This is a genomic window from Streptomyces sp. LBL, from assembly GCF_029893585.1.
Taxonomy (GTDB): Bacteria; Actinomycetota; Actinomycetes; order Streptomycetales; family Streptomycetaceae; genus Streptomyces.
The window spans coordinates 60,687-82,977 of sequence record NZ_JARXYX010000013.1 but is presented as its reverse complement, the minus strand read 5'-3'; the positions used below and the strand labels follow the sequence as shown (position 1 = coordinate 82,977).

Here is a 22,291-nt window from a genome sequence, read left to right as displayed (position 1 = left end):
GTGCTTCACGCTCCGGAGTAGACGTCGAGCCACGTCGTGGCGCCGGACAGGACTTCAGACCACGTCGAGCCGTCGTCCTTGACGGTCTGCCAGGTGCGGTCAGCGCTGCCAGTGACGCCGCCGATCGGGCGGTCAACCTCAGTCAGCGGAAGGACCCAAGTGCGGTCATGGAATTCGGAGTAGTCGACGACGGGAGCCGCCTGGACATCGCCGATGGAGACGTACATGTCCTCTTCGCCCCACCCGGGAGGCCACTGGAGGAGGAGCGGACTGCCGGACGCGAGCACCCAGTCAAGGGCCTCCCGGTCCGCGGTGGTCTCCGTGACAACCGTCAGGTCGCCCGTCTTGCCTCCGCGCACGTCGCTGATGACCACAGGGAGCCGACGCCCACGCACGCGGCTCACACCCTGTCGCGCGGGCGTTGCCCATGTTGGCATGGGAGTAGCTACGGTGACCTTGACGGATCTCTGAGGAAGGCCCGGATCCTTCAGCCAGACATCCGTGATCTCCGCATCGAGGGTGATCGGGTCAGACGTGTACGTCAGACGGACGACTCCGCCGGCGTCCGTGAGGATCACGCGCCACTGAACGGGGACGCCTAGGGGCGCCTCGTAGTCCCTGGCCACGGCGATATCCCCAATGACTGGCTGCGAAGTCAGGTCGCCAGTCCAGCCGCGAACGGGCAGGCTGCCACTGCCGGTAACAATGCGGACCAACGACCAGTTGTAGGTGGGGCCGCCTGTCGTGAGGCCGCGCAGGGTAATGGCAGCTCCTCCGCCTCCAGCTGCTTCCGCCTTGACGGTCAGACCACCTAGGGTCAACTGGACGCGGTCCAGATAGAGGACTTCACCAAGGGCAGCATCGGGAACGATCAGGCTGAGCCGCACCGACGCAGCACCCTCAGGGGCGAGATCACCCATGGCGGGGGCACGCCATCCGCCCGGCGATGACGCCCACGATTGCCACCGTGTACGCACTGCATCACCCGCCGAGTTCAGCCACTCAATCCGGGTCTGATAGGTGCGAGCAATGGTCTGGTACAGGCACGGCGCGAACTGATAGCCCAGCCCCTCCACGATCCCAGTGACAGGTGTCGTGATCGTGGCTACGACGTCGCCACCACCGGCTACTAGCTTCATTGCGTAGCTGCCGGTGAGGACTTGCTCCGCCGTCCGGGCACTTGTGCCGCCCGTTATCGTCCAGCCGGACGTATTGACCTCGAAGTCTGACGTGTTGTACGGCAGCAGATTGCCCGACACCATGAGCGCGCTCGTTGGCGCCAAGACAGCACGGTCCACTGCCCACTGCTGTCCGGCTGCCGTAGCGGTGGGAGCAACGGCAATGCGCGCGGCGGCTGCGTTGGGCGGCGCCGTGTCGACGACAGCGACCCGCGTCCACTGGCTTGTGGCTGGGGTCCATGTCGACGACGAAGAACTGATCTCCGTCCCGCTGGCGTCGCGCCAGTAGATCCGGATATCGAGCGGAAGGCCGGAGACGCTAGGTGTTACGTAGGCATAGGCCACGTACTCCACGCCTGGAGTGACGGTGGGAGCCTGCGATAGAGCTGTGCGCGTCATGACGGCACCAGCAGCAGAGGACGTCACCAACAGGGACTGATACCACATGAAGGCAGCCGTCGATACGGAGAGCAAACAGTTCGTCGCCGCGAACCACCCGCTAGCGTCGACCTCCGCCGTCTCTGTGTTGAACGGCAGCAAGTTCCCCGTCGATACGGCAGTGAGCCCAAGAAATATGCGGTCCGCGAACCAACTCTGGTTCGCGACAGACGCGTTCGGGCGGATGACTACATCAGCCTTAGCGGCGTTGGCTGGGGCCGTACCTACCGCGCCGACTTGATGCCAGGTAGCCGCAGAAGCCGTGACGTATGGACCCGCTGACGTGCTGATCAAGGATCCGCCAGCCGTGTACCAGCGTATCTCGATCCGGGACATAGCCCCGACGCCCGGCGGGAAGACGGACGCACACGCCCAGTGCTCCGCGCCAGGTGTGACAGTCACTCGCGCGGCTAGTCCGATCTGGACGTCACCCGCCGCGATAGACCTGAAGTTCATCGACTTCGAGCCGAGTGTTCCGCCATTGGCCTGGAGGGGGTTCGTGGAGTTGGTCAGGGCCACCCACGCGGAGGCGTCAGTCTCGACGCTCTCCGCGTTGGCTGGCAGCAAGTTGCCCGTTATGGCCACTACCCGTCGACCTCCCCCGGAGCGGGGTATGTGGGGCCGGAGATGATCGGGCTACCGTCCTCAGACGGAGGTGTCGCCGGCTCCGGCTGCGGTTCCGGCGTCACCTCCTCCGACTCGTAGTCTCTGATCGGCGGAACCATTTCGCCTTCGGCTAGTTCATCAGGCACGTCAGGCCCACCTTCCGTTGTCGAGGTCAGTAGCGGTTTCGGAGTCGTACGTGTTGATCTCCGTCCGGACGATGTCCGTGATCTCGCGGTCACCCACGAAAACGCGGACGTTGGCGTGAACCTGCGTCGTCCCTCCGCCCTTCGCGGCCCTGACGTCGGACCACTGGCCGGACGTGAACACGGGCTCTGGCTTTCCGGTGCCGTTCGCGACGAGGTTCAGCCCCGGTTGGAGGTATCCGCCGTCGTCGTACCAGTGCGGGGATCGAGACATCCACTTGGAATAGGCGGATGCCGGCGACCCGTAGTCGGGACGGTTCTTGATGTAGCCCAAGCCCCACCGGACCTGCGTCCGATAGTTCGTCCGCCAGTCCGCGCCAGCCGACGCCATCTTCGAGCCCGGGAGAGCCTGCGGAATTCCGAAGGCACCACTCGACGGGTTCTCAGCGTTCCAGCGCCATCCAGACTCGCCCTGCCACAGCTTCTTCAGCGGTCCGAACTGGGACGCACCCCAGCCGTAGTTGCCGAGGATGCTCTTGGCGTACGTCTGCGCCGCTCCGACGGCGTTGGCGTTGAAGCCTCCGCCTCCGCCCGTCAGGTACTTCATGGGGTCGACTGGCTTTCCGTTGAGCCTCGCCTCCAGGTGGAGGTGAGGACCCGTGACGTTGCCCGTCGCGCCCACGTCACCGATGCGGTCGCCAGCGTTCTGCGCCTTCGGGACCGTGGTGCGGATCTTGGAGAGGTGCGCATAGAGGGACTGAAGGCCGCCACCGTGGTCGATCATGATGTGGTTGCCGTACGGTCCGCCTGACGTCGCCATCGAGACGCGACCCGCGGCTACCGCCTTCACGGCCGTGCCGACGGCAGCAGGGAAGTCCAGGCCCGTGTGATGCCCGGACGACCACATCGACCCGGCTACGCCGAACTTCGTTCCGTAGGGGACGTCGACGGGCTTCATCCACTGCCCGCCTCCAGCGCCTCCGCCGGAGAACATGGACGAGACCGCGTTTACGATCTTGTCCTTCAGCCCGCCAACCATCTTGGTCGGGATTCGCGTCAGAGCCTTGCCCATTGGGGAGGTTCCAACGCCGTCCGCAACCTTGGAGAGGATCGGCTTCGTCAGCGTGTTCCAGATCTTCGACGGGTTGACGAGGAGATCAGCTCCCGCCTTCGCCCAGTCGATTCCCTTCCCGACGACGTCAGAGACGGTGTCCTTCGTCCAGTCCCATGCAGCCTCGAAGCCGCCCAGAATGCCGCCGGATTCGAGGAGCTGAGTTCCCGCCTGACGATGGAGGGCGAGTGATCGAGCCCGGTATTTCGGGTCGGTCGGAATGACGTACTCGGGATAGCGCGGGTTACCCTCACCGACGATTGCCGTCGGCTTGTTCGTCTTCATCGGGACTGCGGGGCCCCAGCCGTTACCGACTGTACCGCCCGCCTCCAGGAGCTTAGGAGCTGCTGGAAGCGGGTCCAGACTCACGTATTTAGCTACGCGATCCCAGACCGCTTTAATCCCTTTTGTGTATACCCACTCGATTATGAAGTTCACGGGCTTTTTGGCGATATCGGAGATCTTACCGAAGGCGATTCCGATTGCCTTCTTCGCCGTGTTGAAGGCGTCAGCGACAAGACCGACCGCAGTCTTTATCTTGTCGAACGCTGGCCTCAGACCCTTGTCGTACAGCCAGGCTGCCTTGTCGGCTATCCAGTTGGCAGGCGGCTTTACGCCGTGGTCGTACAGCCAAGCAAACTTTTCGCCTACCCACCGTAGCCCGTCCCAGATGAATCGGAATGCAGGAGCGAGCGCCTTATCCCAGAGCCACTTTGCCTTCTCGGCGATCCACCCTGCGGAGGGAGCAACGGCGTTGTTGTAGAGCCAGACGAACTTATCGCCGACCCACTTTATGCCGTTCCATATCCAGCCGAATACCGGCTGAAGAACCGTCGACCAAAGCCACTGCGCGAGTGCCGCGATGTTCTCGAACGACGGTTTGAAACAGTCCGTCCACAGCCACATTGCTAGGACTCCCACCAGCCTGCCTGCCAGAAGGATGGGCGTGAACACGAGCGTGACCAGCACCGCGACGAAGATCCGGGCTGCCAGCGAAATTGCGTCGAAGGCGGGGACGAACGCTGTCTTCCAGAGCCATACCGCGATGTCACCGACTACCTTCAGAGCAGCCGAAAGGCCGTCGAAAGCGGGCTTCAGACCGTTTTCCCAGAGCCCGACGGTTGCCTTCTTGATGGCACCCCAGGATGCGTCTACGGCAATCCGGAACCATTCGACATTCTTGTATGCCCAGATAATGCCAGCTGCGAGGAGTGCAACCGCAAGGACGATCGCCTCAATGACTGGAACAATTCCAGTCGCCTGGATTGCTGCGGCCCATCCGGAAGTGACTAGCGTCGCTCCCGCTATAGCTACCTGATAAACCCCCATGGCGACGGCGAAGGCGGCCATTCCCAACTGAACTGCCTTGTGAACCGCGTAGAGGCCCCAAAGGATCTGAATTACGCCAGGAGCGTTGTTCGACACCCACGACAGCCCGTCGAGTAGCGGTTTAACCACGCCCATTGCCACCTGACTCATTGGGGCCAGTGCCTGAGCAAGGTCTAGTGTCGTCCTCATCAGGTCGCCCAAGAACTCAGCGACACCCGGAGACGTATCCTTGACGTACTGGAGGAATCTCTCGAATTCCGGAGAGCCCTTGAGATTCGATCCCCAGTCAGCGAACCGCTTCGTGATGCGCTGCATCGTCAGCGAGATGCCGTCCATGTGCGGGAGGAATGCATCAACGATTCCCGCCATGCCCTTGAGGATGTTTCCGAAGGCGATGCCGAGACCAACGATCGCGGGCTTAGCGCTCTTCTCGATATCCTTTTTGAAATCCTGCCAGAAGGGCTTCTTCAGCTCCGCGCTAGCGCGGTCCATCAGATCCCCGATGGCGTCTGCGGCGGTTTTTACGATCGGCGTCAGACTCGGGAGCGAGTTCTTCGCGCCGTCGACGCCTCGCGTGAACAGCGGGAGGACGTCAGGCTGAAGCTCCTTCGACCACGCCTTGAAGGCTGCCGTCAGCCCCTTCGGGCCGGCGATGGAGTCGTAAAGGTCGCGCTGTTCGGGCGTCAGCTTCGCGAGTGCCTTACGGTACTCATCCGCCTTCGTCGCAGCCTTGACCGTCGTGTTGATGCTCGACAGTCGTGCCGACTCGATGCCTCGCTCCGCGGACGCGATGGACTCGGCCGCCTGCACCTGTGTGTTGGCTGCGTTCGCCACGACGTCCGAGAGGGAGCGCTGAGCGTCGGCAACGGACTGCGCAGACTCAATCTGCGCCCGTGCTGCGTTGCGCTGAGCGTCGGCAACTGCCTCCACCTGGTCCTGCACGTTGCGCTGAGCGTCGGCTACCGACTGGGTCTGATCCCGGACGCCCCGCTGAGCGTCAGCAACCGCCTGGGTCTGGTCCTGGACGTTGCGCTGGGCGTCAGCAACCCTGTCAGTTGCCTGCTTGACGGCGTCGTTGCCGTCGACGCCTGCCTTCTTCGCGGCCTCTGCATCCTTTTGGAGCTGCGCGTAATCCTTCTTCTGTTGCTTGGCAGCCTGAACCGACTGATCGTAGGCGAGCTGTGCACGCTCCATCTGGAGATCCGTCGCCCTGCCGGCGTCGTATTCCGCCTGAGTGCGATTCAGCTCCTCCTGCGCCTCTTGGACGCGGAGGGTTGCGTCACGCTCGTCGAGCTTGCCGCGCTCCAACTGGTCGTTCAGGTCGGCTAGCTGACGAGCGGCATCCGCGCGAGCCTGCGTAAGGTCTTCCTGCGCCTGCGTCGACTGGCGCTGAGCGTCGGCAAGTGACTGCTCTGCACGTTGAACGCCCCGGTGAGCATCGGCAAGCGACTGCTCTGCACGCTGCACACCCCGGTGAGCGTCAGCTAGGGACTGCTCCGCGTGCTCCACGTTCTCCGCGGACTGGCGCCGCTGATCGGCCGCACGCTGTACAGCCTGCGCGACGGCTCGTTCCGCGTTTTCCACCTGGCGGTTGGACTGCGCGATGGAGCGTGCGGCGTTACGGTGCGCGGAGGTTAGAGCCTGCTGCGCGCTCGCCATCTGGAGGGCACTCTGAGCGGCCCGGACGTTGGCGGATGCTGAGTTGTCCGTCGCCTTCGCGGCTTCCTTGTCCGCCTGCGTCTTCAGCTGCATGACGCTGGTTACGCCCTTGATGGCCGGGACTGCGGCGAGCGTCAGGGCACCGATCCCCGCGCCGGCCGCTACGGCTGCGGATGCGATTGCGCCGATACCTGCGGCAAGCGTGGCGCCAAGAGGGATGGCCGTCAGGACAGCCAGCTGAACGCCAAGGCCCATCAGGGCGGACGTTGCCTGTGATGTGTCGGCCAGAGCTGTAATGCGGAAGAGCTTCGTGTCGTCCGCCATGGCCTTCAGCGCTGCCAGCTTGGCGGCAGCCTGTGCGGCATCGACGCGCACGTCAATGTCCGTGCGCTGAATGCTCAGGATTTCGAGCCGCGTTTGAATGGCGGTGATCTCAGCCATTGCCGCGCGGGCGTCGATATCGATGCCGATGCGAGCGTCCGACAGGGTAGCCAGACGCTCGCGGAGGGCCTGCACCTCTGCGCGGGCAGGCGTTGTGTCGGCGTCGATGTTGATGTCAGGGATAGACGCCTGAGCTTCCGCCACCACCGCGCGGAGCTTGGCACCGAACGCGCCGTCAACCTCCAGAGTGACGTCCTGTCGGCCGCCAACGGACGCTATCTCTGCGCGGATCTCCGCGAGGGCAGCGCGAGCAGTGGCGGTGTCCGCGCGGACCTGAACGTTCGGGTGCTGCGCGCCCAGTTCCCGGAGCTGCGCCTCCAGGCGGACGATTTCCGCTTCCGCGGCCTCCGCAGAGACGTCGATGCCTACGCGCTTGTTGGACAGCGTTTCGAGCTTGGACCGGATGCGGGCAAGTTCAGCGTCAACGCCGGTATCGCCCAACTTCACGTCGAGCTTCGGCATTGCCTTGAACGCCGCTTCGAGCTTCCGCCGGAGGGACCGGGAGAATGCCCCGCCCGCGTCGTCGCCCTGCTTACCGGCTACCCGGACTCCCGCCTTACCGCCCTGGTTGATGGCCTGCGGAATGGCGATGACGATGTTGTCAGACATCGCCTGGCCCATCCGCTTCCCCGCCTCTTCGCCGACCTTGTCAGCGATGGGGAGGACCAGAGTCTTCAGCTTCGTGTGGAAGTTCGGGACGATCGGGACGACGTCGACCGCTGCCCCACCAACAATGTCCAAGTCGGCCATCACGCCTCCTTCGGCTGGTTTCTCAGCCGCGGGTCAAGCGCGCGGCGCTGCTCGTCTGTCAGGCCCCGCTTCTGAGCGGCGGACTTCGGCGGAATGCCGGGGCGTGGTGTGGGTGTGAATTCAGGCGCCTTGTTGCCGTTGACGGCGAGGAGCGTGAACCGCAGGATGCGGATCTCGTCCTTCACAGCCGCGAGGAGCGTTTCTGTGCCGCTCCACGGGGCCAGGTCTGGGCGGCCCTCATCGGTCGACTGCTCCAGCACCTCCGCGGGAATGGCGTTGCGGAGTGCCGTCTTCGTCGCGGACTCCGGAGGGAGATGCTCAATCCAGATGCGCAGTGTCCGAATGGAAAGCCCTCCGCGGTACAGGTCCAGCACTCGCGCGCCGGGGTAGTACCGCGGTATGTCGGCCTCTAGCGCTTCCGCGTGGTCCTGGAGGATCGCGTACGTGCTCCAGACTTTCCCGGGGTCTCCCCGGCGGATTCCATGGCCGAGGAGGTGAAGTCGTTGATCTCCGCGAAGGTAGCGTCAGCGTCGATGAACGCCGTCACGTCGTCTGGGTGGAGTGCGCCCTCCGCCCACGCGTCGTAGTCGCCCTGACGGAGAGCCCGCAGGTACGACGGACGCCAGTGCTCGATCGTCTTGACGCGGAGCGTCGCCTCCCCCAGCTTCGCTGTGACGAACTCGCCGTTCGCCTCGATCTCCTGCGCCTCAGCGGGGGTGGTGGTGGTCTCAGACATGCGCGGGTCTCCTAAGTCGTTGTGGTTCTGGCGCGGGTCGGTAGATCAGGTGTGAAGCGGGACCCCGGACCCGCGCAGATACGGGGTCCCGCTAGTCATTGGCGTCAGCCGCCAGCGGGGAAGAAGCCGCTGACGTCGACGGCGCCGTAGTCGATGGAGCGCTTGACGGCCGCACCGGAAGTGCCCGTGTAGAAGCGGAACGTCATCTGTACCGGCATGACATCCTGCGTCTGCGGCTGCTCGTCGCCGCGCTCCACGACCTTGCCGTTTGGCATGAAGAGCCTCATGCGCTTGTCGCCGTCCATCGAGTCGAAGACGTAGGCGTAGCGGAGATCGTTGGGCTTGGCGGGGAGGTCGTAACTCGCCACACCCGACGTCGCGTCGGGCTTCAGGGAGAGAACCGGGACGTTGTCGTACAGGCTCCGAACGAGCGGGTTCAGACCCTCCAGGAACGTCACCTGAAGTGACTTCGTGCTCTTGGTCATCAGGGTCCGGATCGGCTCCAAAGAGCCGGCGGCGTCGATGTCCTTCGACTCCTCTTCGATCTTGAAGAGGCCGCCGTCGGTGGTCACCCATCCGAGCATCTGCCACGGGGTGGCAGGGTCCGTGAAGCCGGTCGGAGCGGTCGTGTTCACGGCCGCCATGTAGACAAGGTAGTCAGTTGCGCCATAGGTCAGATCGGCATTGCGGGTGTCCGCCATGAGCCCTCCAGGGCATACGAGAGACCCGCGCGTCTCGGTCGACGGCGGGTCAGAGTGTCAGTGGTTTACGCGTCTCGGAGGCTCACCGTGTACGTGGCGCCTCGACGGTGGACGGCTTCGTTTGCCCACGGCTGCCGGGAGGGTCCGGAGTCACACCGGACGTGCCGGATCACTGCGCCGTTCACCGGGCCGCGGAGGGCGAGGAGTGCGTCACGCAGGCTGTTTGCCAGGGTCCGCGCTTCGTCGGCTGTGGCCGCGAAGACGTCGACGTACACCCGGGGGTGCACGGAGAAACGTTCGTCGTCTCCCCCGCCCCGCTCGATGCGGATGACGGGGAGGAGTTCCTCCAAGTCGCCGGGAGTCTCGGACGCACTGAAGACACCGAACGTCGACTCTGCCCAATGCGGAAGTACGGCCTCGATGTCAGGCACGGTGCGCCGCCTTCAGGTCGTCGATGCTCTTCCGGAAGATCGCGTATCGCGGCGTCAGGCTGTTCCCGTACTCCAGAATCCGTGCGTGTCGAGCGCTGTTCAGCACCCGCGCGCCGGCACGCCTTCGAGGCTGCCCACGGAAGGGCACGTTTTTGGTGATCGGCACGACAGCAAACGACGACTTGTAGAGCCCCGGGTGACTGTCCTCGTTCGGGTCGCCCACCGGGGCGCGTCCCTCTGCGATGGTTTGGAGCTTCTCCGCAGCAGCAACGCACGGGGCTTGGAGCCACGGCCGCGAGAGCATCGCGCCGATACCGCCATAGCGACCGTGGTACTTCGATCGGTACGCCATCAGCCAGTCACCCGCTTCACGGATGCCTCGACGCGCGCGAGTGACGTCAAGGGGAAGATCAGCGGCTCACCGACGACCTCCCACTTCTCCGCCTCACGAAGGATGCGGTCCGCCGGCCTAACGTCAGTGCCGAGAGGAGCGGCGAAAATTCGTCGCGTCTCTACGGTCATCGATGCGTCCTGCGTCTCCGACGAACTGCCGACCGTGACGCCGTAGGGGCTCATGATCGCGCAGTTCGTGACGGTGATCAGAACGGGCGGACCCGGAATGTACGACCCAGTGGAGTCCCTGACTCGTGGACCCGGACGCTCGATGATGAGCGTCTCCGACATGAGCTGAGCTATCAGGCTCATGTCGCCCTCCACACCGTGACGCACGAAGTGGCGTCCGTCGGAGCAATGTCGAGGGACGAGGCGCCGGAGGACATTCCGACAATACGCCGGATCCGCTTGCGCTCGTCCTCCGAGAGCATCACGCCAGTCTCTGAGTCCGCGTAGGACACAAGCATGCCGCCTGCCTGTTCCGACCGGACCCCAGAAGGGTTCGTCAGGATTCGGCAGGCGACGGCCAGCGCGACGCTCTTGACGCCACGTTGCGGCGGGTCCGTCAGCCGCTTCCCGACCTCACCGTAAAGCGCGTCTTCAGTGAGGTCGTGGGCGAGCGCGCATTCGTCGTCGGTGAGCGGTCGCTTTAGCAGCGTACGGAGTTCACTCGCTTCGAACAGTGCCACTGCCGCCCGCCTTCCGCCGTGGCGCCGCGCGCTTCGCGGGTGCCTTAGGCGCGGGCGCGGGTTCCGGTGTGCGCAAAACGTTTAGCGCTGGAGCCTCCGCCCATGCCTTCGGATTCGTGATGAGTGCCTGAGCCCACGTGGGGACCTCGTCCGCGGGGCCGAACACGTGGGCTGTGCCCCGCTCGTCAGTCACGTGGACGTTCGCTGCCAGGGTTGCCATGCGTGAATGCCTCGCGTTTTCGATCAGAGGACGTCGGCCTGGAAGGTGAGGTCCGGCGCAGCGACAACGGGCAGCGCGATGGCAACCGCGCGGGTCCACACGGTCTGCGGATCCTCGCTCTTGTAGCCACCGACCGCCACACCCGCAGCGTCGCCGGCCAGGCCGTACCGCGGGTCGTCCGCCTCGACGGGGACGCCCCACAGGGTCTGCCCCACGGCGTCGCCGAACTCGGGGAGGAACAGAATCTTGTCGACGGGAGTGACTCGCGTCGCCACGCCGCCCACGGAGACCTGAGCGTCGTAGATCAGAACCGGCGGGATGTCGTAGTCACCGAGGACCGTGTTCAGTCCGTCGCGCGTCAGAACCGTAGGCGGGTTCGTCGAGTTCGCGAGCTTCGTCAGGCCGACGTTCCGGCGGAGCCAGTTGTAGATGGTGCGCGACATGAGCGTGTACGCCGGGAGGCGACCGTTCGTGGCGTTGTAGGTGTCCAGCCAGGACGACAGGTCACCGTACGCGTCCGCAGTGGCGACGGTGCTCCACGGAGTCGAAGCCGTCACGGAGTGCGCTGCGTTGCGGCCGAAGTCGACCGACGCCTGAACACCGTTCTCGTTCAGGTTCACGGCACCGGAGAACAAAGCCTCACCGCGCGCAAGCTCCAGTCGGGCTTCGATCTGACGGGCCAGACGGACACCGTCGTCGAGCATGGCGTCGCGGATCTCCGCGTTCTGCGTGTCGACGTTCCGGCGCCGGATGCGCTCGTACTCCCCGACCGGGATCTTGCGCGAGATGGGCGGCAGTTCGCCGCTCACACGCGCGCCACCTGGCCGAGTGCCGACGTCGGACGACGCGTCGTAGGCGCGGAACACGGCTGCCTCAGTGAGGCCGCCTCCGCCCCGGGTGAAGCGGTACGAAAGATCGTTGATGGTCCGGTTGGGGAGCCACCGGTCAAGGTTCTGCTCGTTCTCCGGTCGGTCGGCGAGAGCCGCGCGCGCGTATCCGGTGAGTTCCGCGGGAGTCGCGAACTCGTCAATGAGCTGCATAGTTGGTGGTTACCTCTCAGACGAAGATGACGCGGGAGGCCAGATCGACCTTGCCAGCGGCGTCGACAGCGACGGGGAGCTTGGCCTCCCGGATCGCGCAGTGAACGAGCATGGAGCCGACCGCGGACGAGAGCGTTGCGCCCCGTCGCGTAACGACCTCGACGCTCGTGAAGAGGAAGCCGACGCAGGTCTGACGACCGTCGGAAGCCGCGTCGTCGTACGGGCCGTACTTGCCGCCCGTGGTGATCTTGCCGAGCGGAATACCGCTCTTGATGTAGCCGTCTGGGTAGTGGGTGCCGGCGGTGAACTTGCTGACGTCGAGGGTCACCGACGGAGCGATATCCGTCCCGTGCTCGCCCTGGAGCCAGTCCCGCTTGTCCTGAGAGAAAGTCTCAGTGATCTGCCCGAGGTTCATGTGTCCTCCGTTGAAGGGTTGGTCAGTTCTTCGCGTGACGCTCGCGGTACAGGTCCGCGCCCGCGCTCACGGTCTTCGTGGATCCGCCGACGTCGCCTCCGCGGTTGCCTCCGGATCGCGTGGAGCCACTGGAGGTGCCTCCGCCAGTGGCGCCGAACAGTGCCTTCAACGCGTCAGCGTCTGCCTCCAGCTCCAGTTTCGTGGAGCCCTGGAGGCGGGCAGCCTGGGCGGGCGTCAATCCCTTGTCAGCGGCGATTTCGAGGACGAGTGCCTTGCGAGCAGCGGCGTCACGCTCTGCCTTCGCGGTCGCAGCCTCTGCCGCAGCGTCGTCACGCTCCTTCTGGAGTCGCTCGGTCTCGCTCAGCTCCGCAGCCTTGCGGGTGTTCAGCTCCGTCTCAGCCGCGCGCAGTCGCTCCAGCTCCGCAGCGTCAGGGGCAGCGTTCGCACGCTGCTCGTGCTTGCGGGCGTGGTGCTTCCAGTAGGCGACCTGATGAGCAGGCTCCATCTCCGCGACGGGCTTACCGTCGGGGTAACCGTGCTCGCCGACGGTCGGAGCGCCTCCCCCACCACCGTCGCCCCCCTCGTTGAAGAGGGTCCAGGGCTGGGCGGAGAAGGTGAGCAGCGCGTTGCGGCGCGCGAGAGTGCGTCGAGGCATGTGGTGTTCCCCTGTCGGGATGAGCTGCGCCCATGTCGGGCATGGCAAAGGGGCTCACGGCGGTCCGTGAGCCCCAGAGGCAATTGACGTATTCGGCTAGTAAACGACGCCCCTGGCTACGGGGGGCACCTTGGGGACAGCCGGCGGGCTGCCGCTCACCGATGGGGTGGGGACGATGCCGGTCGCTGCAAGGAACAACGCGACGTTGTCATTTGGGCCGGTAGGTGTGTAGACCGGGCCGACGGGCGTGAGCGGTTGTGGATCGTTGCGCACGATCAGCAGGAGGCTCTGGGTATCTGGGTCCGCAGTCCACTGCGTCCCGTCGTACTCAACCCAGCGCCCCGGCTCCGTCCTCGATTCGACCCGCCACGACATCTTTCAATCCTCTCAGAGCAGCGCGAGAATGGCTAGCACGAAGGCTTGTAGCTCCTCGTCCCCGTACCGGTATGGGCCCCGTCCGAATAGGTCCTGAAGACCCACCTGGAAGACCTCTGACGGTTGGGAGGCCGGGTCGTCGGGCTGGAACGTCTCATACGTCTTGCCAGTGTATGGATCCGGCCAGTGGTCTTCGTAGGTCATCTCGTTGTCAGTGTGGTTGTAGCCTGCCGTGAGGTCGGCCATGTTCTTCGGAGCGGGAAGCGCGTCGTTGTCCAGGGCACGGCGGCGTATGAGCGTGTACTCAAGCTCCTTCAGTCCTGGTACGTACTGCTCCATGCGGTGACCAAGCTCGTGCGCCGCAATTTCCGCAGCGTAGCCGGAGAACGCACCGTGATAGTTGAGCTTGAGTGTGGACAGTGCCATGAGGTCGGGCCATCCCCCGTTGCCCGCGCTGTAATACGCACGCTCGCTCCCAACGACGTGGAGCGTGTCGTTCGACATCTTCTCCAACCAATCAGCCGGAAAGTGTCTGAACGCCTCGTCGAGTTGCTCCGGCCAGTCCGACGGCGCAGGCAGTTGGTTCCCCGAAGGAGTACCGACCTGGGTGTTTACCGTGCCGCCCATCTGCCTGACGTCGCTCAGGAGCGTATGGATCAAGGCAGACTCTCTCTGAACCACAGCACGGCGTGCCGCAGCCAGGTCAGCCCCTTCTACGCTCGCGAGGACACTGCGGAGGTGAGCCAACTCAGCGTCAGCCTGGAATGCGTTGTCCAGGTCGCCACGTAGCGCGTGGCCCACGTCGAGGAGGCTGTTGAGGTGATGGCCGTACTCCTCCGGCGGAAGCAACCTGCCGCTAGCGTCCGTGCGGTATGCGAACTTGACCTTCGCAGGGACCTCGTCAAGAAGATAGCGCTCATGCAACGGAAGCTCGTCCTGCGGCGTCGCTGCCTTCTTGCGTAGCTCGTCCAGGAAGCTGCGCTCGTCCTGCAACTCGTGATCCGTGCTCCACACTGCGTCTTCCAGCAGCTCATCGCGCTTCGCCTTCGGCGTGCGGCTGCGTTTGAACTCCGCTTCCTTCTCTGCAACGATCTGTTCTCGCTGCTTCTGTAGCTCGTTGATCCGCGCCCCAACCCTAGCGATGCGGTTATCAATGAGCCGGCTTGCAGGCTCCACGCCTTCGGATCGAGCGTTGAGCCAATCCTCGTGCGTGGTCGGAAGTCCGGATCTGACGTCAGCAATCTGCTGACGCGTACTGTCAGAGACACTGACCGTCGGTTCGTCCACGATGTGCTGAGCCGGTTCGGGCGAATCAGAAGAGCCGACGTGACTGGAGTCGGTATGGTCCGCGTCGCCTAGACGCGTGAAGTTGTGGCTGTTGAAGCCGAGCACTGGACCGATCTCACCGTGTTGGTTGGACACGATGATCTGCCGGTAGTCAACGGCACGGCCCGAGCGGTCATGGGTGCCTAGCGCGTCGTCAACCGCTTTGTGGATGGCGTCTAGCTTCTCCTCGTCGATGACCTGCCCAGGATCCTCGTCCGCTGTCACGAGCTTGACGAGGCAGTCACACCCAGGGTGGATCGGTGCTAGCTCGCGCTTGTGGTAGCGCTGCGTCGAGGCGACGAGGCAGAGTGCGCAGTTGTACTCCCCTTGAAGTTCTCGGACGGTGTACTCGAACTTCGGGAACTCAGGTCCCAGAGCCTGAACCGTGTGGGTCCGCGCCAACTGAAGATCCGTCTTGGCGATCGTCTCCAGGCGGTGTGCGCCACGCTCGACGGCGATGTCCAGCGGCTCCCCCTTCGAGAGGGCCGTGTAAATCTCCGTGAAGGGCCGGTCGTAGACCTCAGCAGGGTCAACACCGCGGAGGGACTCCCCCGTGACGGCGTCGAGGTCGAGTGCAATCCGACCGGCTCCGGAGTCCACTTCCTTGTAGAGCTGCTCCAGGTAGGATGCCGTCAGCGCCGCTATCTGCCGCTCGCCGGCAAGGATGATGGGGAGCGTCTGACGACGGAACCTCGATGCGTCGGCGTCACGCCAGGAGTTCAGACTGGAGAAGGAACGGTTCGTCCGCCCCAACACGTTCGTCCAGACGCTTCGGACGGCCGCCCCGTACCGCTGGTCAAGCCGCGTTAGCGCCATCGTCACCCCGCCCAATCACGGTCCGCTGGTCGCGAGCCGCACGGGCATCGGCAATGTTCGTCGGTTGCGGAGCCGCCGGGTCGGTGGCCGTCTGCGCGTTTATCGCGTCTGCGGCACGATCGACCTCCATGCGGGAAATCTCCGCGGGTGTGTAGCCCATGTCTTCCATGCGCTGACGCCAGGGGACGCCGGCAGACGCCTTCTTCACAGCAGCGTCCGCAAGCTCGGAGATGCTTCGCGATTCGGGGTCACGCCAGACGGTCTCAGCGGTGTATGCCGTTGCCCGCTCCTCGTCGCCCAGGACGCGGAACGCGAGACGCATCGTGGCTTCCCAGGATTCGCCGAAGTTGCGTTGGCGGTCACGAACCTTACTGATCAGGCCCGTTTCCGCAGCCTTCAGGGCGTCGCCGGAGACGTTCACAACAGCCCCGATCAGGTAGTGCGGGGGCGTGCGGCTGATCGCTGCGAGATCCTGCACGGCTGACTCGACGGTTCGGACGTACGGCACGAGGTCCGTCGCCGCGAATTCGCCAAAGCGGACGTCGGGGTCGTCGGTGGTCCAGAGCTTCCGAATGTCGAGCTGATACGGCTGTATTGGCTTCCCCGTAACGGGGTCCTCGTCGACCTCCAGGCCTGCGGCCCAACGCTGCCTGAACGCGCCGTACTTCATCGCGGCGATCAAATTGATGATCGCCAGGTTGATCCGGTTTTGGATGGAAAGAACGTCCTCGTGCTCCGCGAAGCCTTCCGGCCGACGGTTACGGCGGTTGATGAACGGGATAAGCGGGACAAGCTTCAGATCGTTGGGGCGTTCGCCGTCGCCAGAGTTGGGAAGCGCGAAGGCGTCCCAACCGCGGAGCGTCGCGGAGTGGCCGCTGAAGACGGGCGCCTGAGACTTCGTGGTGAAGTCGAAGATGCGATCAGGCGTCCACAGAGTCGCTCGGGTGTTGCCGGTCCAGTCGTCACGCCAGAGCTTCAGGCCAGCGGCCAACTTCCGGCGGCTACCCTGCGCGTGCTCGACGGCAACCTGTCGCGGTGTCTCGTGGGTGAGGACTGGACGGCCCTCGTCACCCTTCTCTACGAGGACGAAGGCTCGTCGCTGCGAGAGGGCGCCGTAGTGGACGAGGTCGGCGTCAGCGTCGAGGCTGTTCTCCTGCCAAACGCGGTTCGCCTCCTTGTCCGCGACTTTCGCGCTGTCACTGTCGTCGTCCGGCTCGCCAAAGCGGAAGCCGTCGACGTGCATGCGCTCTGTTGGGGAGTCGATGACGAGTGACGTCCAGTTGGTTCGCGCGTCCTTCATCCACTCGCGCACTTCGCGCGGGTCGACGCCCGGGACGTGCGGGAGCGGGGGCTTGCCTTCGGCGTAGCGACGCAGGGTGTTGAGCCCGGGTATCACCTCGCCGTCCTCGTCGGGACGGCTGTCAGGACGCTCGTCGAGGAGCTGCTTTCCGAGACGCTGAAGCCACCACCCGGGAGACTCCACCTTCGATGCATCGATAGGCACTAACGGACCTCCCTCAGAAGGCGACTAGCTTTCCGGATTTCTTCTTACGTTTGGTGATGCCTGCGGCCACTGCGTCAGCGCGGCATTCGTAGGCCAGGACTGCCGACATCGCAGCGTCGATCTTCTTCGGGCTCTTGGGATGCTCCTTGCCGATGCCCATGTGATTGCGACCCATCGGGCGTCGCTTGGCGTTCAGCACGTGACGTGTGAGCGTGGCGCCCAACTTCGAATACGTCGCCTCGTCGTCGGCTTTGTCGGTGCCGGCGTAGCTGAGTGCCTGATCGTCGACGGCTTCGACGAAGCGGTCTAGCGCGTGCTCCATGGCCGTCGGCCGGTTGGTCCACCATTCCAGCGGACGCGCCTGCGTGGCGCTGACTTGAAGCTCCTCGCCGTGCTCCGCGGTCCACTTGTCTACGTAGTCCTGCCAGTGCGGCGGGTCGCAATAGAAGCCGCAGACTTCGTATTTGGTGAAGGCACGAGCAACAGCGTTGTCGACTGCCTCACGGTCGACCTGCCAGCCTTCGCCCTCGTGCCCTTCGGGCTTTTCCCAGACGCCCAAAAGTTGGAGGTGTCCGTCAGAGACCCGGCAAGCGGTGAGCGCCGTAGCGTCGTCGCGGATAGAGCCGTCAAAGCCGAGAGTGACGAGGTCACCGGGCTGCAACTCCTCCGGCCGGCGGCAGACCTCCCACGCGTCGGAGTCCATCCACGAATCGGAACTGCTCGTCCTGGAGTTGAGGAAGTAACGCTTACCGTCGGCACTGTCGTTACGAAGGTCGTAGAAGTCGTCTACGAGCGTTTCGAGGTCCATCCACTCCATGGCGTCGCCGTAGGAGTCGAGGAGCGCTGCACGTAGTTCGTCCTCGTTGCGAAGGTCTTTGCAGACGCCGTAACGGTGGTCGTAGAGGAGACGAGCGCGACCGCGCTTTTTCTTCCCCTCACGAATAGCTTCGGCTTCTTCGTAAGTACGCTCTGCGACAGAATCCTGACCTGGCGCAAACATTGTGGTCGTTTCCAAATACCACGTACCCGCACCCTTCTTCCTCTTGCGGAGGTTACGGGTCACCGTGGCGTACATGCGCCTTAATTCCGGCGTGTTGTACAAGTGCGTTTCGTCGAAACAGACCCACGTTTCCTTACCGCCATCCTTCGACGAGGACGAGGCGGTTGACGGGGTGATCTCTCCACCGTCGGGCAGGTTGATTTTCGTCAGTCCGGGGTCTACGCCCGGGACTTGCGACAGGCGCGACGCCTCGTCGGTCAGGTTGAAATGGATGGTGTCGTAGACGTTCCCGGTCTGCCCCTCCTCCGTCGCCATGATGCGGAGGTAGGGAACGCGGACCGGACGGCCCATCGGGTCTCCGGGCTGATACTCGTGGTAAAAGCCTAGTCCCCACGGATCTTCGTAGATCTCCCCGCCTTCGGCCCAGCCATCGAAGCGGGCGGGTCCGAACGCTTCGAACAGGCCAATGCGGGCACCGAGTCCGCTCTTATCGCAGCCCTTCGGGCGGCTGAAAAACGCAGAGTCGTACCGCAACTTGCCTTCGTCGTCGACGGCGTAGCAGTCCGCTACGAAACCCGAGTACTCGTCTCCGTGGGTTACAGCCTCGCCCTGGACGTCGCCGGGGCCGTGGACTACGAAGTACTCCATCCATCTCAGCGCAAGCCACCCCAAGGATCGGTTGCGGTCGTGACCGGGGGCGCGCACAGTGACGTGCGGCATCCGGTCCCCTAGCCTGTGAGACGCGCCCTGCGCGAGTTGATGTCAGAGACGTTGTCAGTGCGCTGTACGGCCCTCTGAGGGCCTGCGGACGGGTCGTCGACCTTGAGCTTCAGACGGGCCCTGTCCTCCGGCGTAGCGCCGAATTTGGCGCTTCTCATGCGCACTTCGGAGAGGAACTCCCACTTACCCTTTGTCCACGCCGTGTGGTGCATGAGCGCGGCGTCGAGGAGGAACGCCCAGTCGGTTTCGAGGAACGTGGCGGCCATCGGTGAGACGCGCCAGGTGTGCCACCACCGAACCGTCATCTCGTGCCACTCTTCATCACCCGGGAGGACTCCCTCCGGCAGCTCAGGGCCGCGGAGTTCACCGTCGTTGACGATGACGGTCTCCGGGTCGGTGGCGTTGCGTCGACGGCGCTTCGATGGGTCCTTTGGGGCGGGTCCACGGCCAGCCATCAGGAGACCTCGTCGACGTTCGACGTGGAGAAGGCGGCACCCGCGGCGCACATGCGCGCGAGCACCCGATCCACGGTCTCCGTGAGCCGCTCCAGGTCCTCCGGCGTGAACTCACGGAGGGTGCCGTCCTCGAAGATGAAGCTCGGCATGGGCTGAGCCATGGGGTACCTCCCGGGTATGAACGGCAGCGCCGCCCATGTCGGGAGCTACGCCGTCAGCTTGGAGACCACCGCGGAGAGGTCCGCGAGGATGGACGGGGAAGAGCCATGTCGGCGACCCGTCATTGCGATGTACCGGCCGGTTCCGTAGATCTCCACGGCCGTGCCGTCGGGGCGTCGGATGCGGCGTCCCTGACGGACGTGCGCGCGGCCCCAGATATGCAGCCCGTCGCCGGACGGGGACACCTCTACGTAGGTGGCGCCCCCGTCGCGAACGATGGCTGCGGCCCACGGGGCGAGACGCCCGGTGAGCGGATTGAGGCAGTGGTCCAAGTCGATGCAGACCACGTCGTCGACGTCGGACAGGACAAAGCCCAGACCGACGCCTGCCACGGACTCCGCGGCGTTCTTGTAGGTGCTCCAGGTTCGAGCGTCAGTGCTTGACGCGGCCCTGCCGGTCGTCGTCAGTGGACGCTTGTCGCCGGCTCGACGCACCCACCTGTCGCGGGTCGTCAACTCGACGGGGAACACCTGCTTCTTCGCCGCACGGTGTGCAGCAACGCGGCACCGGGTGGAGCACGTCCGAGCGTCCGCGCGAGCAGCAAGAGGCATGTCGCCCTCGCAGGTCGCGCACTGTCGCTCGATCTTCATCATGACTCCATTATAGATGCACCGTGTAACACTTACAAGCCTCTGACCTGCAGAAACCATATCCGTCAGACCAGCTGGCGAGTAACGCTTACGCCCTAGGTCGACGCTCAGATGCCCCTAGGAAGCCCTATGCGGCCGTCTCCGGGCCTGCCGGCTCGGGGGTGCTAGCCGTTACATTTTGGATCCCCAGACCCGTACAGAGCGCGAGGCCCAGCACCTTTACGGTTCGAAGGGTGGGCGGAAGGGGGTCACCCCCCTGGTCCAGGGCTAGTCGATCTTCGCAGCAAAGCCGGCGCGAGGTTCGCGACGCTCTCCGTCGCTCAGCTCGCCCTTGATCTCCAGGCGAGCCGGCACGAGCGTGAGTGTGAGCGTCGTGCACGTGCGATCGTGGCCGACGCTGATCTTCGGCGCCTTCGCGAGCTTGCCGACATCAACACCGTTCACAGTCACGCGAGTCACGATGACTCCGTCTGCGCCTGTGTCGTCTGCCTCCTCCAGCACCACATGGGCACCGCTCACGGGCTAGTCCTCCAGTGCGGGGTGGGTTGGCTTGGGCCTGTCGGTGCGCACGCGTGTGAGAGCAGCTGCTGTACCACCCTCACTACTGCTCTTGTGCGTGTGGCACCACTGGCACAGGGCCTGGAGGTTGGCGTCACCGTGGTCGTCACCTGGCACCACGTGGTCAACCTGATTGGCAGGTGCGCCACACATGCGCCCATCAGAGAAGCGGGTCTGACACGCATGGTTGTCGCGCCTCAGTATCCGGCGCCGTGTACGAGCCCAGTCCTTCGGGAGGCGGGCTCTGCGTGTACTGCCTGCCCACGCCATGCGCTCACCTCCCGCTACTCTGTTCGCTCATGGGGCTCTTTACGAGGCGCTCTACGTCGGACGCTGACAGGCATGCAGCGAAGGCGTACAAGCGCGGGGATCAGGTCTACACACGCGTCATCCACGCCATACCGGGCCGCATTGACGGTGGGTTGGGAATGGCGATCAACCGGATTGAGCTGGCCGGCTGGAAGCTGGAGCAACAGACCGAAGGGTCGAAGCGCCAGGCCGGTTTCACTCAGCAGTATTGGACGTGCACGTTCAGGGCGGTGCCGTCGACGTGAACGTAGCCAACCCCGCTCCCGGGAACTTTCCTCCGGGGCGGGGCTGTGTATGTGGTCGGGACGGGAGGATTCGAACCTCCGACTCCCCGCTCCCAAAGCGGGTGCTCTGACCTCTGAACTACGTCCCGCGGTACCAGCGCTTTTGTCCACCGCTGGGGTTACACTTGAAGAGCTAGGACATGGTAGGGACGAGATTCCTGATCTGGAGTTGGAAACAGCACAGAGATGGCGGGACGCGAGTCTCGCGGTTCGCTGGGAACCGGTCGCTACCGAAAGGGAAACGTGCCTACATGGTCACGCTACTGGAAATGTTCACCGTCAGCATATTCGGATGTTTCGTTCTGAAGCTGAAGATCCCCATCAGGGTTTTGATTTACGCACCCGGTTGGAATACCGGAAGGCGCGGTCCCTGTGTGGTGTGGTGATCGGTAACTAGCACGTGAGGCGCGAGGTTCAGCAAGCCAAACGCCTCACAACCTTGCGTCTAGAGCCCCCGGCGCGAGTCGAACGCGCGACCTCTGCTTTACGAGAGCAGCGCTCTGGCCGGCTGAGCTACGGAGGCAGTGCTGTCCGGGTCCCGCCGTCGGACAGCCGCATCGGGTCGCGCGCGGGCTCCAGAGCGCTTCTGGACCCGCGTCGGTCGCTGCTACATCGGGCGCGTGCTGATCAGTCACGCACGGGACGCCCCTCTGTGCCGACCCTTGGACTCGAACCAGGGACCTCCGGGATTTCACTCCGGCGCTCTACCAACTGAGCTAGATCGGCGTGCACGTCAGCGGCCCGGAATCGAACCGGCACCCTCGCAGGTTGGGGATTTGGTCCCCGTCGGCCGCACCAGTAGCCGACACACCGCGCTGACGTCCTCGTCCGCCAGGCTCGCCTGACGGGAAGTCTTGAACGGCCGGACCGCTACAACCGCGTCATCAACCCGGAGGAGAGAGCGGGGAGCGTCGGGAGCGGTGCCGGCCGTCGAGGCAGGGAGAGGGTCGCCCGCTACTCGCGACGGCCGCTCAACCTCCCTACACATAGGTAATGTCGTAAGAGAATCAAACAGGATCATCGAAACGCGTTTGCGCTGGTCAGAGCCCCGCTCAGATACGACACCACGCGGCCCAACCGGGCGGCATCCTCGTCGAACAACCCAATTCCGATGTTGCAGTTCGCGCACAACAGCCCCCGCGTGCAGCGTCCGCACGTCGGAGTAAGAGGGCAGCAGGCGTGATCGTGGTCAACCGCCAA

The 22,291-nt window shown here is 64.5% G+C and carries 21 protein-coding genes and 3 tRNA genes; 1 reads left to right on the top strand and 23 read right to left on the bottom strand.

From position 1 onward, the window contains the following. Positions 1-5: 5 nt before the first annotated feature. From M2271_RS17540 to M2271_RS17445, 20 genes are all read right to left on the bottom strand, one after another. The gene (locus tag M2271_RS17540; RefSeq protein ID WP_280888170.1) at positions 6-2,201 is read right to left on the bottom strand and encodes a hypothetical protein; all 2,196 of its coding nucleotides are present in this window, start codon (positions 2,199-2,201) and stop codon (positions 6-8) included. Positions 2,202-2,369: 168 nt separating this feature from the next. After that, entirely contained in the window at positions 2,370-7,655 is a 5,286-nt protein-coding gene (locus M2271_RS17535) for a peptidoglycan DD-metalloendopeptidase family protein (protein WP_280888169.1), read from the bottom strand. Further along, complete coding sequence (locus M2271_RS17530; protein ID WP_280888168.1) at positions 7,655-8,029, bottom strand: hypothetical protein; 375 nt, start codon at positions 8,027-8,029, stop codon at positions 7,655-7,657. The genes M2271_RS17535 and M2271_RS17530 overlap by 1 nt, the downstream gene beginning before the upstream one ends. Positions 8,030-8,064: 35 nt before the next feature. Next, complete coding sequence (locus M2271_RS17525; protein ID WP_280888167.1) at positions 8,065-8,391, bottom strand: hypothetical protein; 327 nt, start codon at positions 8,389-8,391, stop codon at positions 8,065-8,067. A 104-nt stretch (positions 8,392-8,495) separates the two neighbouring features. Continuing rightward, entirely contained in the window at positions 8,496-9,092 is a 597-nt protein-coding gene (locus tag M2271_RS17520) for a phage tail protein (RefSeq protein ID WP_280888166.1), read from the bottom strand. A 65-nt stretch (positions 9,093-9,157) separates the two neighbouring features. Next, complete coding sequence (locus M2271_RS17515; RefSeq protein WP_280888165.1) at positions 9,158-9,523, bottom strand: hypothetical protein; 366 nt, start codon at positions 9,521-9,523, stop codon at positions 9,158-9,160. Beyond that, entirely contained in the window at positions 9,516-9,875 is a 360-nt protein-coding gene (locus M2271_RS17510; RefSeq protein ID WP_280888164.1) for a hypothetical protein, read from the bottom strand. Before M2271_RS17510 ends, M2271_RS17515 begins: the two co-directional genes overlap by 8 nt. After that, entirely contained in the window at positions 9,875-10,228 is a 354-nt protein-coding gene (locus M2271_RS17505) for a hypothetical protein (RefSeq protein WP_280888163.1), read from the bottom strand. Before M2271_RS17505 ends, M2271_RS17510 begins: the two co-directional genes overlap by 1 nt. After that, on the bottom strand, positions 10,225-10,605 hold the full coding sequence (locus M2271_RS17500) for a hypothetical protein (RefSeq protein WP_280888162.1): 381 nt from the start codon (positions 10,603-10,605) through the stop codon (positions 10,225-10,227). Before M2271_RS17500 ends, M2271_RS17505 begins: the two co-directional genes overlap by 4 nt. Positions 10,606-10,848: 243 nt before the next feature. Next, positions 10,849-11,865, bottom strand: coding sequence for a major capsid protein (locus M2271_RS17495; protein WP_280888161.1), 1,017 nt, complete (start codon positions 11,863-11,865; stop codon positions 10,849-10,851). 16 nt (positions 11,866-11,881) lie between these two features. After that, entirely contained in the window at positions 11,882-12,280 is a 399-nt protein-coding gene (locus M2271_RS17490; protein WP_280888160.1) for a head decoration protein, read from the bottom strand. Positions 12,281-12,302: 22 nt separating this feature from the next. Beyond that, entirely contained in the window at positions 12,303-12,935 is a 633-nt protein-coding gene (locus M2271_RS17485; RefSeq protein ID WP_280888159.1) for a hypothetical protein, read from the bottom strand. Between the two features lie 387 nt (positions 12,936-13,322). Further along, the gene (locus M2271_RS17480) at positions 13,323-15,452 is read right to left on the bottom strand and encodes a hypothetical protein (RefSeq protein WP_280888158.1); all 2,130 of its coding nucleotides are present in this window, start codon (positions 15,450-15,452) and stop codon (positions 13,323-13,325) included. Continuing rightward, positions 15,433-16,956, bottom strand: coding sequence for a phage portal protein (locus tag M2271_RS17475; RefSeq protein WP_280888157.1), 1,524 nt, complete (start codon positions 16,954-16,956; stop codon positions 15,433-15,435). Before M2271_RS17475 ends, M2271_RS17480 begins: the two co-directional genes overlap by 20 nt. 13 nt (positions 16,957-16,969) lie before the next feature. After that, positions 16,970-18,604 carry a terminase large subunit gene (locus M2271_RS17470; protein ID WP_280888156.1) on the bottom strand — a complete coding sequence of 545 codons (1,635 nt, stop codon included), beginning with the start codon at positions 18,602-18,604 and terminating at the stop codon, positions 16,970-16,972. A gap of 80 nt (positions 18,605-18,684) precedes the next feature. Further along, positions 18,685-19,131, bottom strand: coding sequence for a hypothetical protein (locus tag M2271_RS17465; protein ID WP_280888155.1), 447 nt, complete (start codon positions 19,129-19,131; stop codon positions 18,685-18,687). After that, positions 19,131-19,292 (bottom strand): hypothetical protein, encoded by a 162-nt coding sequence (locus M2271_RS17460; RefSeq protein WP_280888154.1) that lies wholly within the window; start codon positions 19,290-19,292, stop codon positions 19,131-19,133. Before M2271_RS17460 ends, M2271_RS17465 begins: the two co-directional genes overlap by 1 nt. A 45-nt stretch (positions 19,293-19,337) precedes the next feature. Continuing rightward, complete coding sequence (locus tag M2271_RS17455; protein WP_280888153.1) at positions 19,338-19,943, bottom strand: bifunctional DNA primase/polymerase; 606 nt, start codon at positions 19,941-19,943, stop codon at positions 19,338-19,340. Between the two features lie 264 nt (positions 19,944-20,207). Continuing rightward, positions 20,208-20,459 (bottom strand): hypothetical protein, encoded by a 252-nt coding sequence (locus M2271_RS17450; protein WP_280888152.1) that lies wholly within the window; start codon positions 20,457-20,459, stop codon positions 20,208-20,210. A gap of 3 nt (positions 20,460-20,462) precedes the next feature. Then, positions 20,463-20,651, bottom strand: coding sequence for an HNH endonuclease (locus M2271_RS17445; protein ID WP_280888151.1), 189 nt, complete (start codon positions 20,649-20,651; stop codon positions 20,463-20,465). Between the two features lie 275 nt (positions 20,652-20,926). On the opposite strand from M2271_RS17445, the gene M2271_RS17440 reads away from it, so the two are divergent. Further along, the gene (locus M2271_RS17440; protein ID WP_280888150.1) at positions 20,927-21,052 is read left to right on the top strand and encodes a hypothetical protein; all 126 of its coding nucleotides are present in this window, start codon (positions 20,927-20,929) and stop codon (positions 21,050-21,052) included. Positions 21,053-21,104: 52 nt separating this feature from the next. Here M2271_RS17440 and M2271_RS17435 read toward each other — a convergent pair. The 3 genes from M2271_RS17435 to M2271_RS17425 all read right to left on the bottom strand — a co-directional run bounded on the left by M2271_RS17435 (position 21,105) and on the right by M2271_RS17425 (position 21,817). Beyond that, positions 21,105-21,180: transfer RNA gene (locus M2271_RS17435), tRNA-Pro, on the bottom strand. 360 nt (positions 21,181-21,540) lie between these two features. After that, positions 21,541-21,614 (bottom strand) — tRNA-Thr (locus tag M2271_RS17430). Positions 21,615-21,744: 130 nt separating this feature from the next. Beyond that, positions 21,745-21,817, bottom strand: a tRNA-Phe gene (locus tag M2271_RS17425). Between the last annotated feature and the right edge of the window lie 474 nt (positions 21,818-22,291).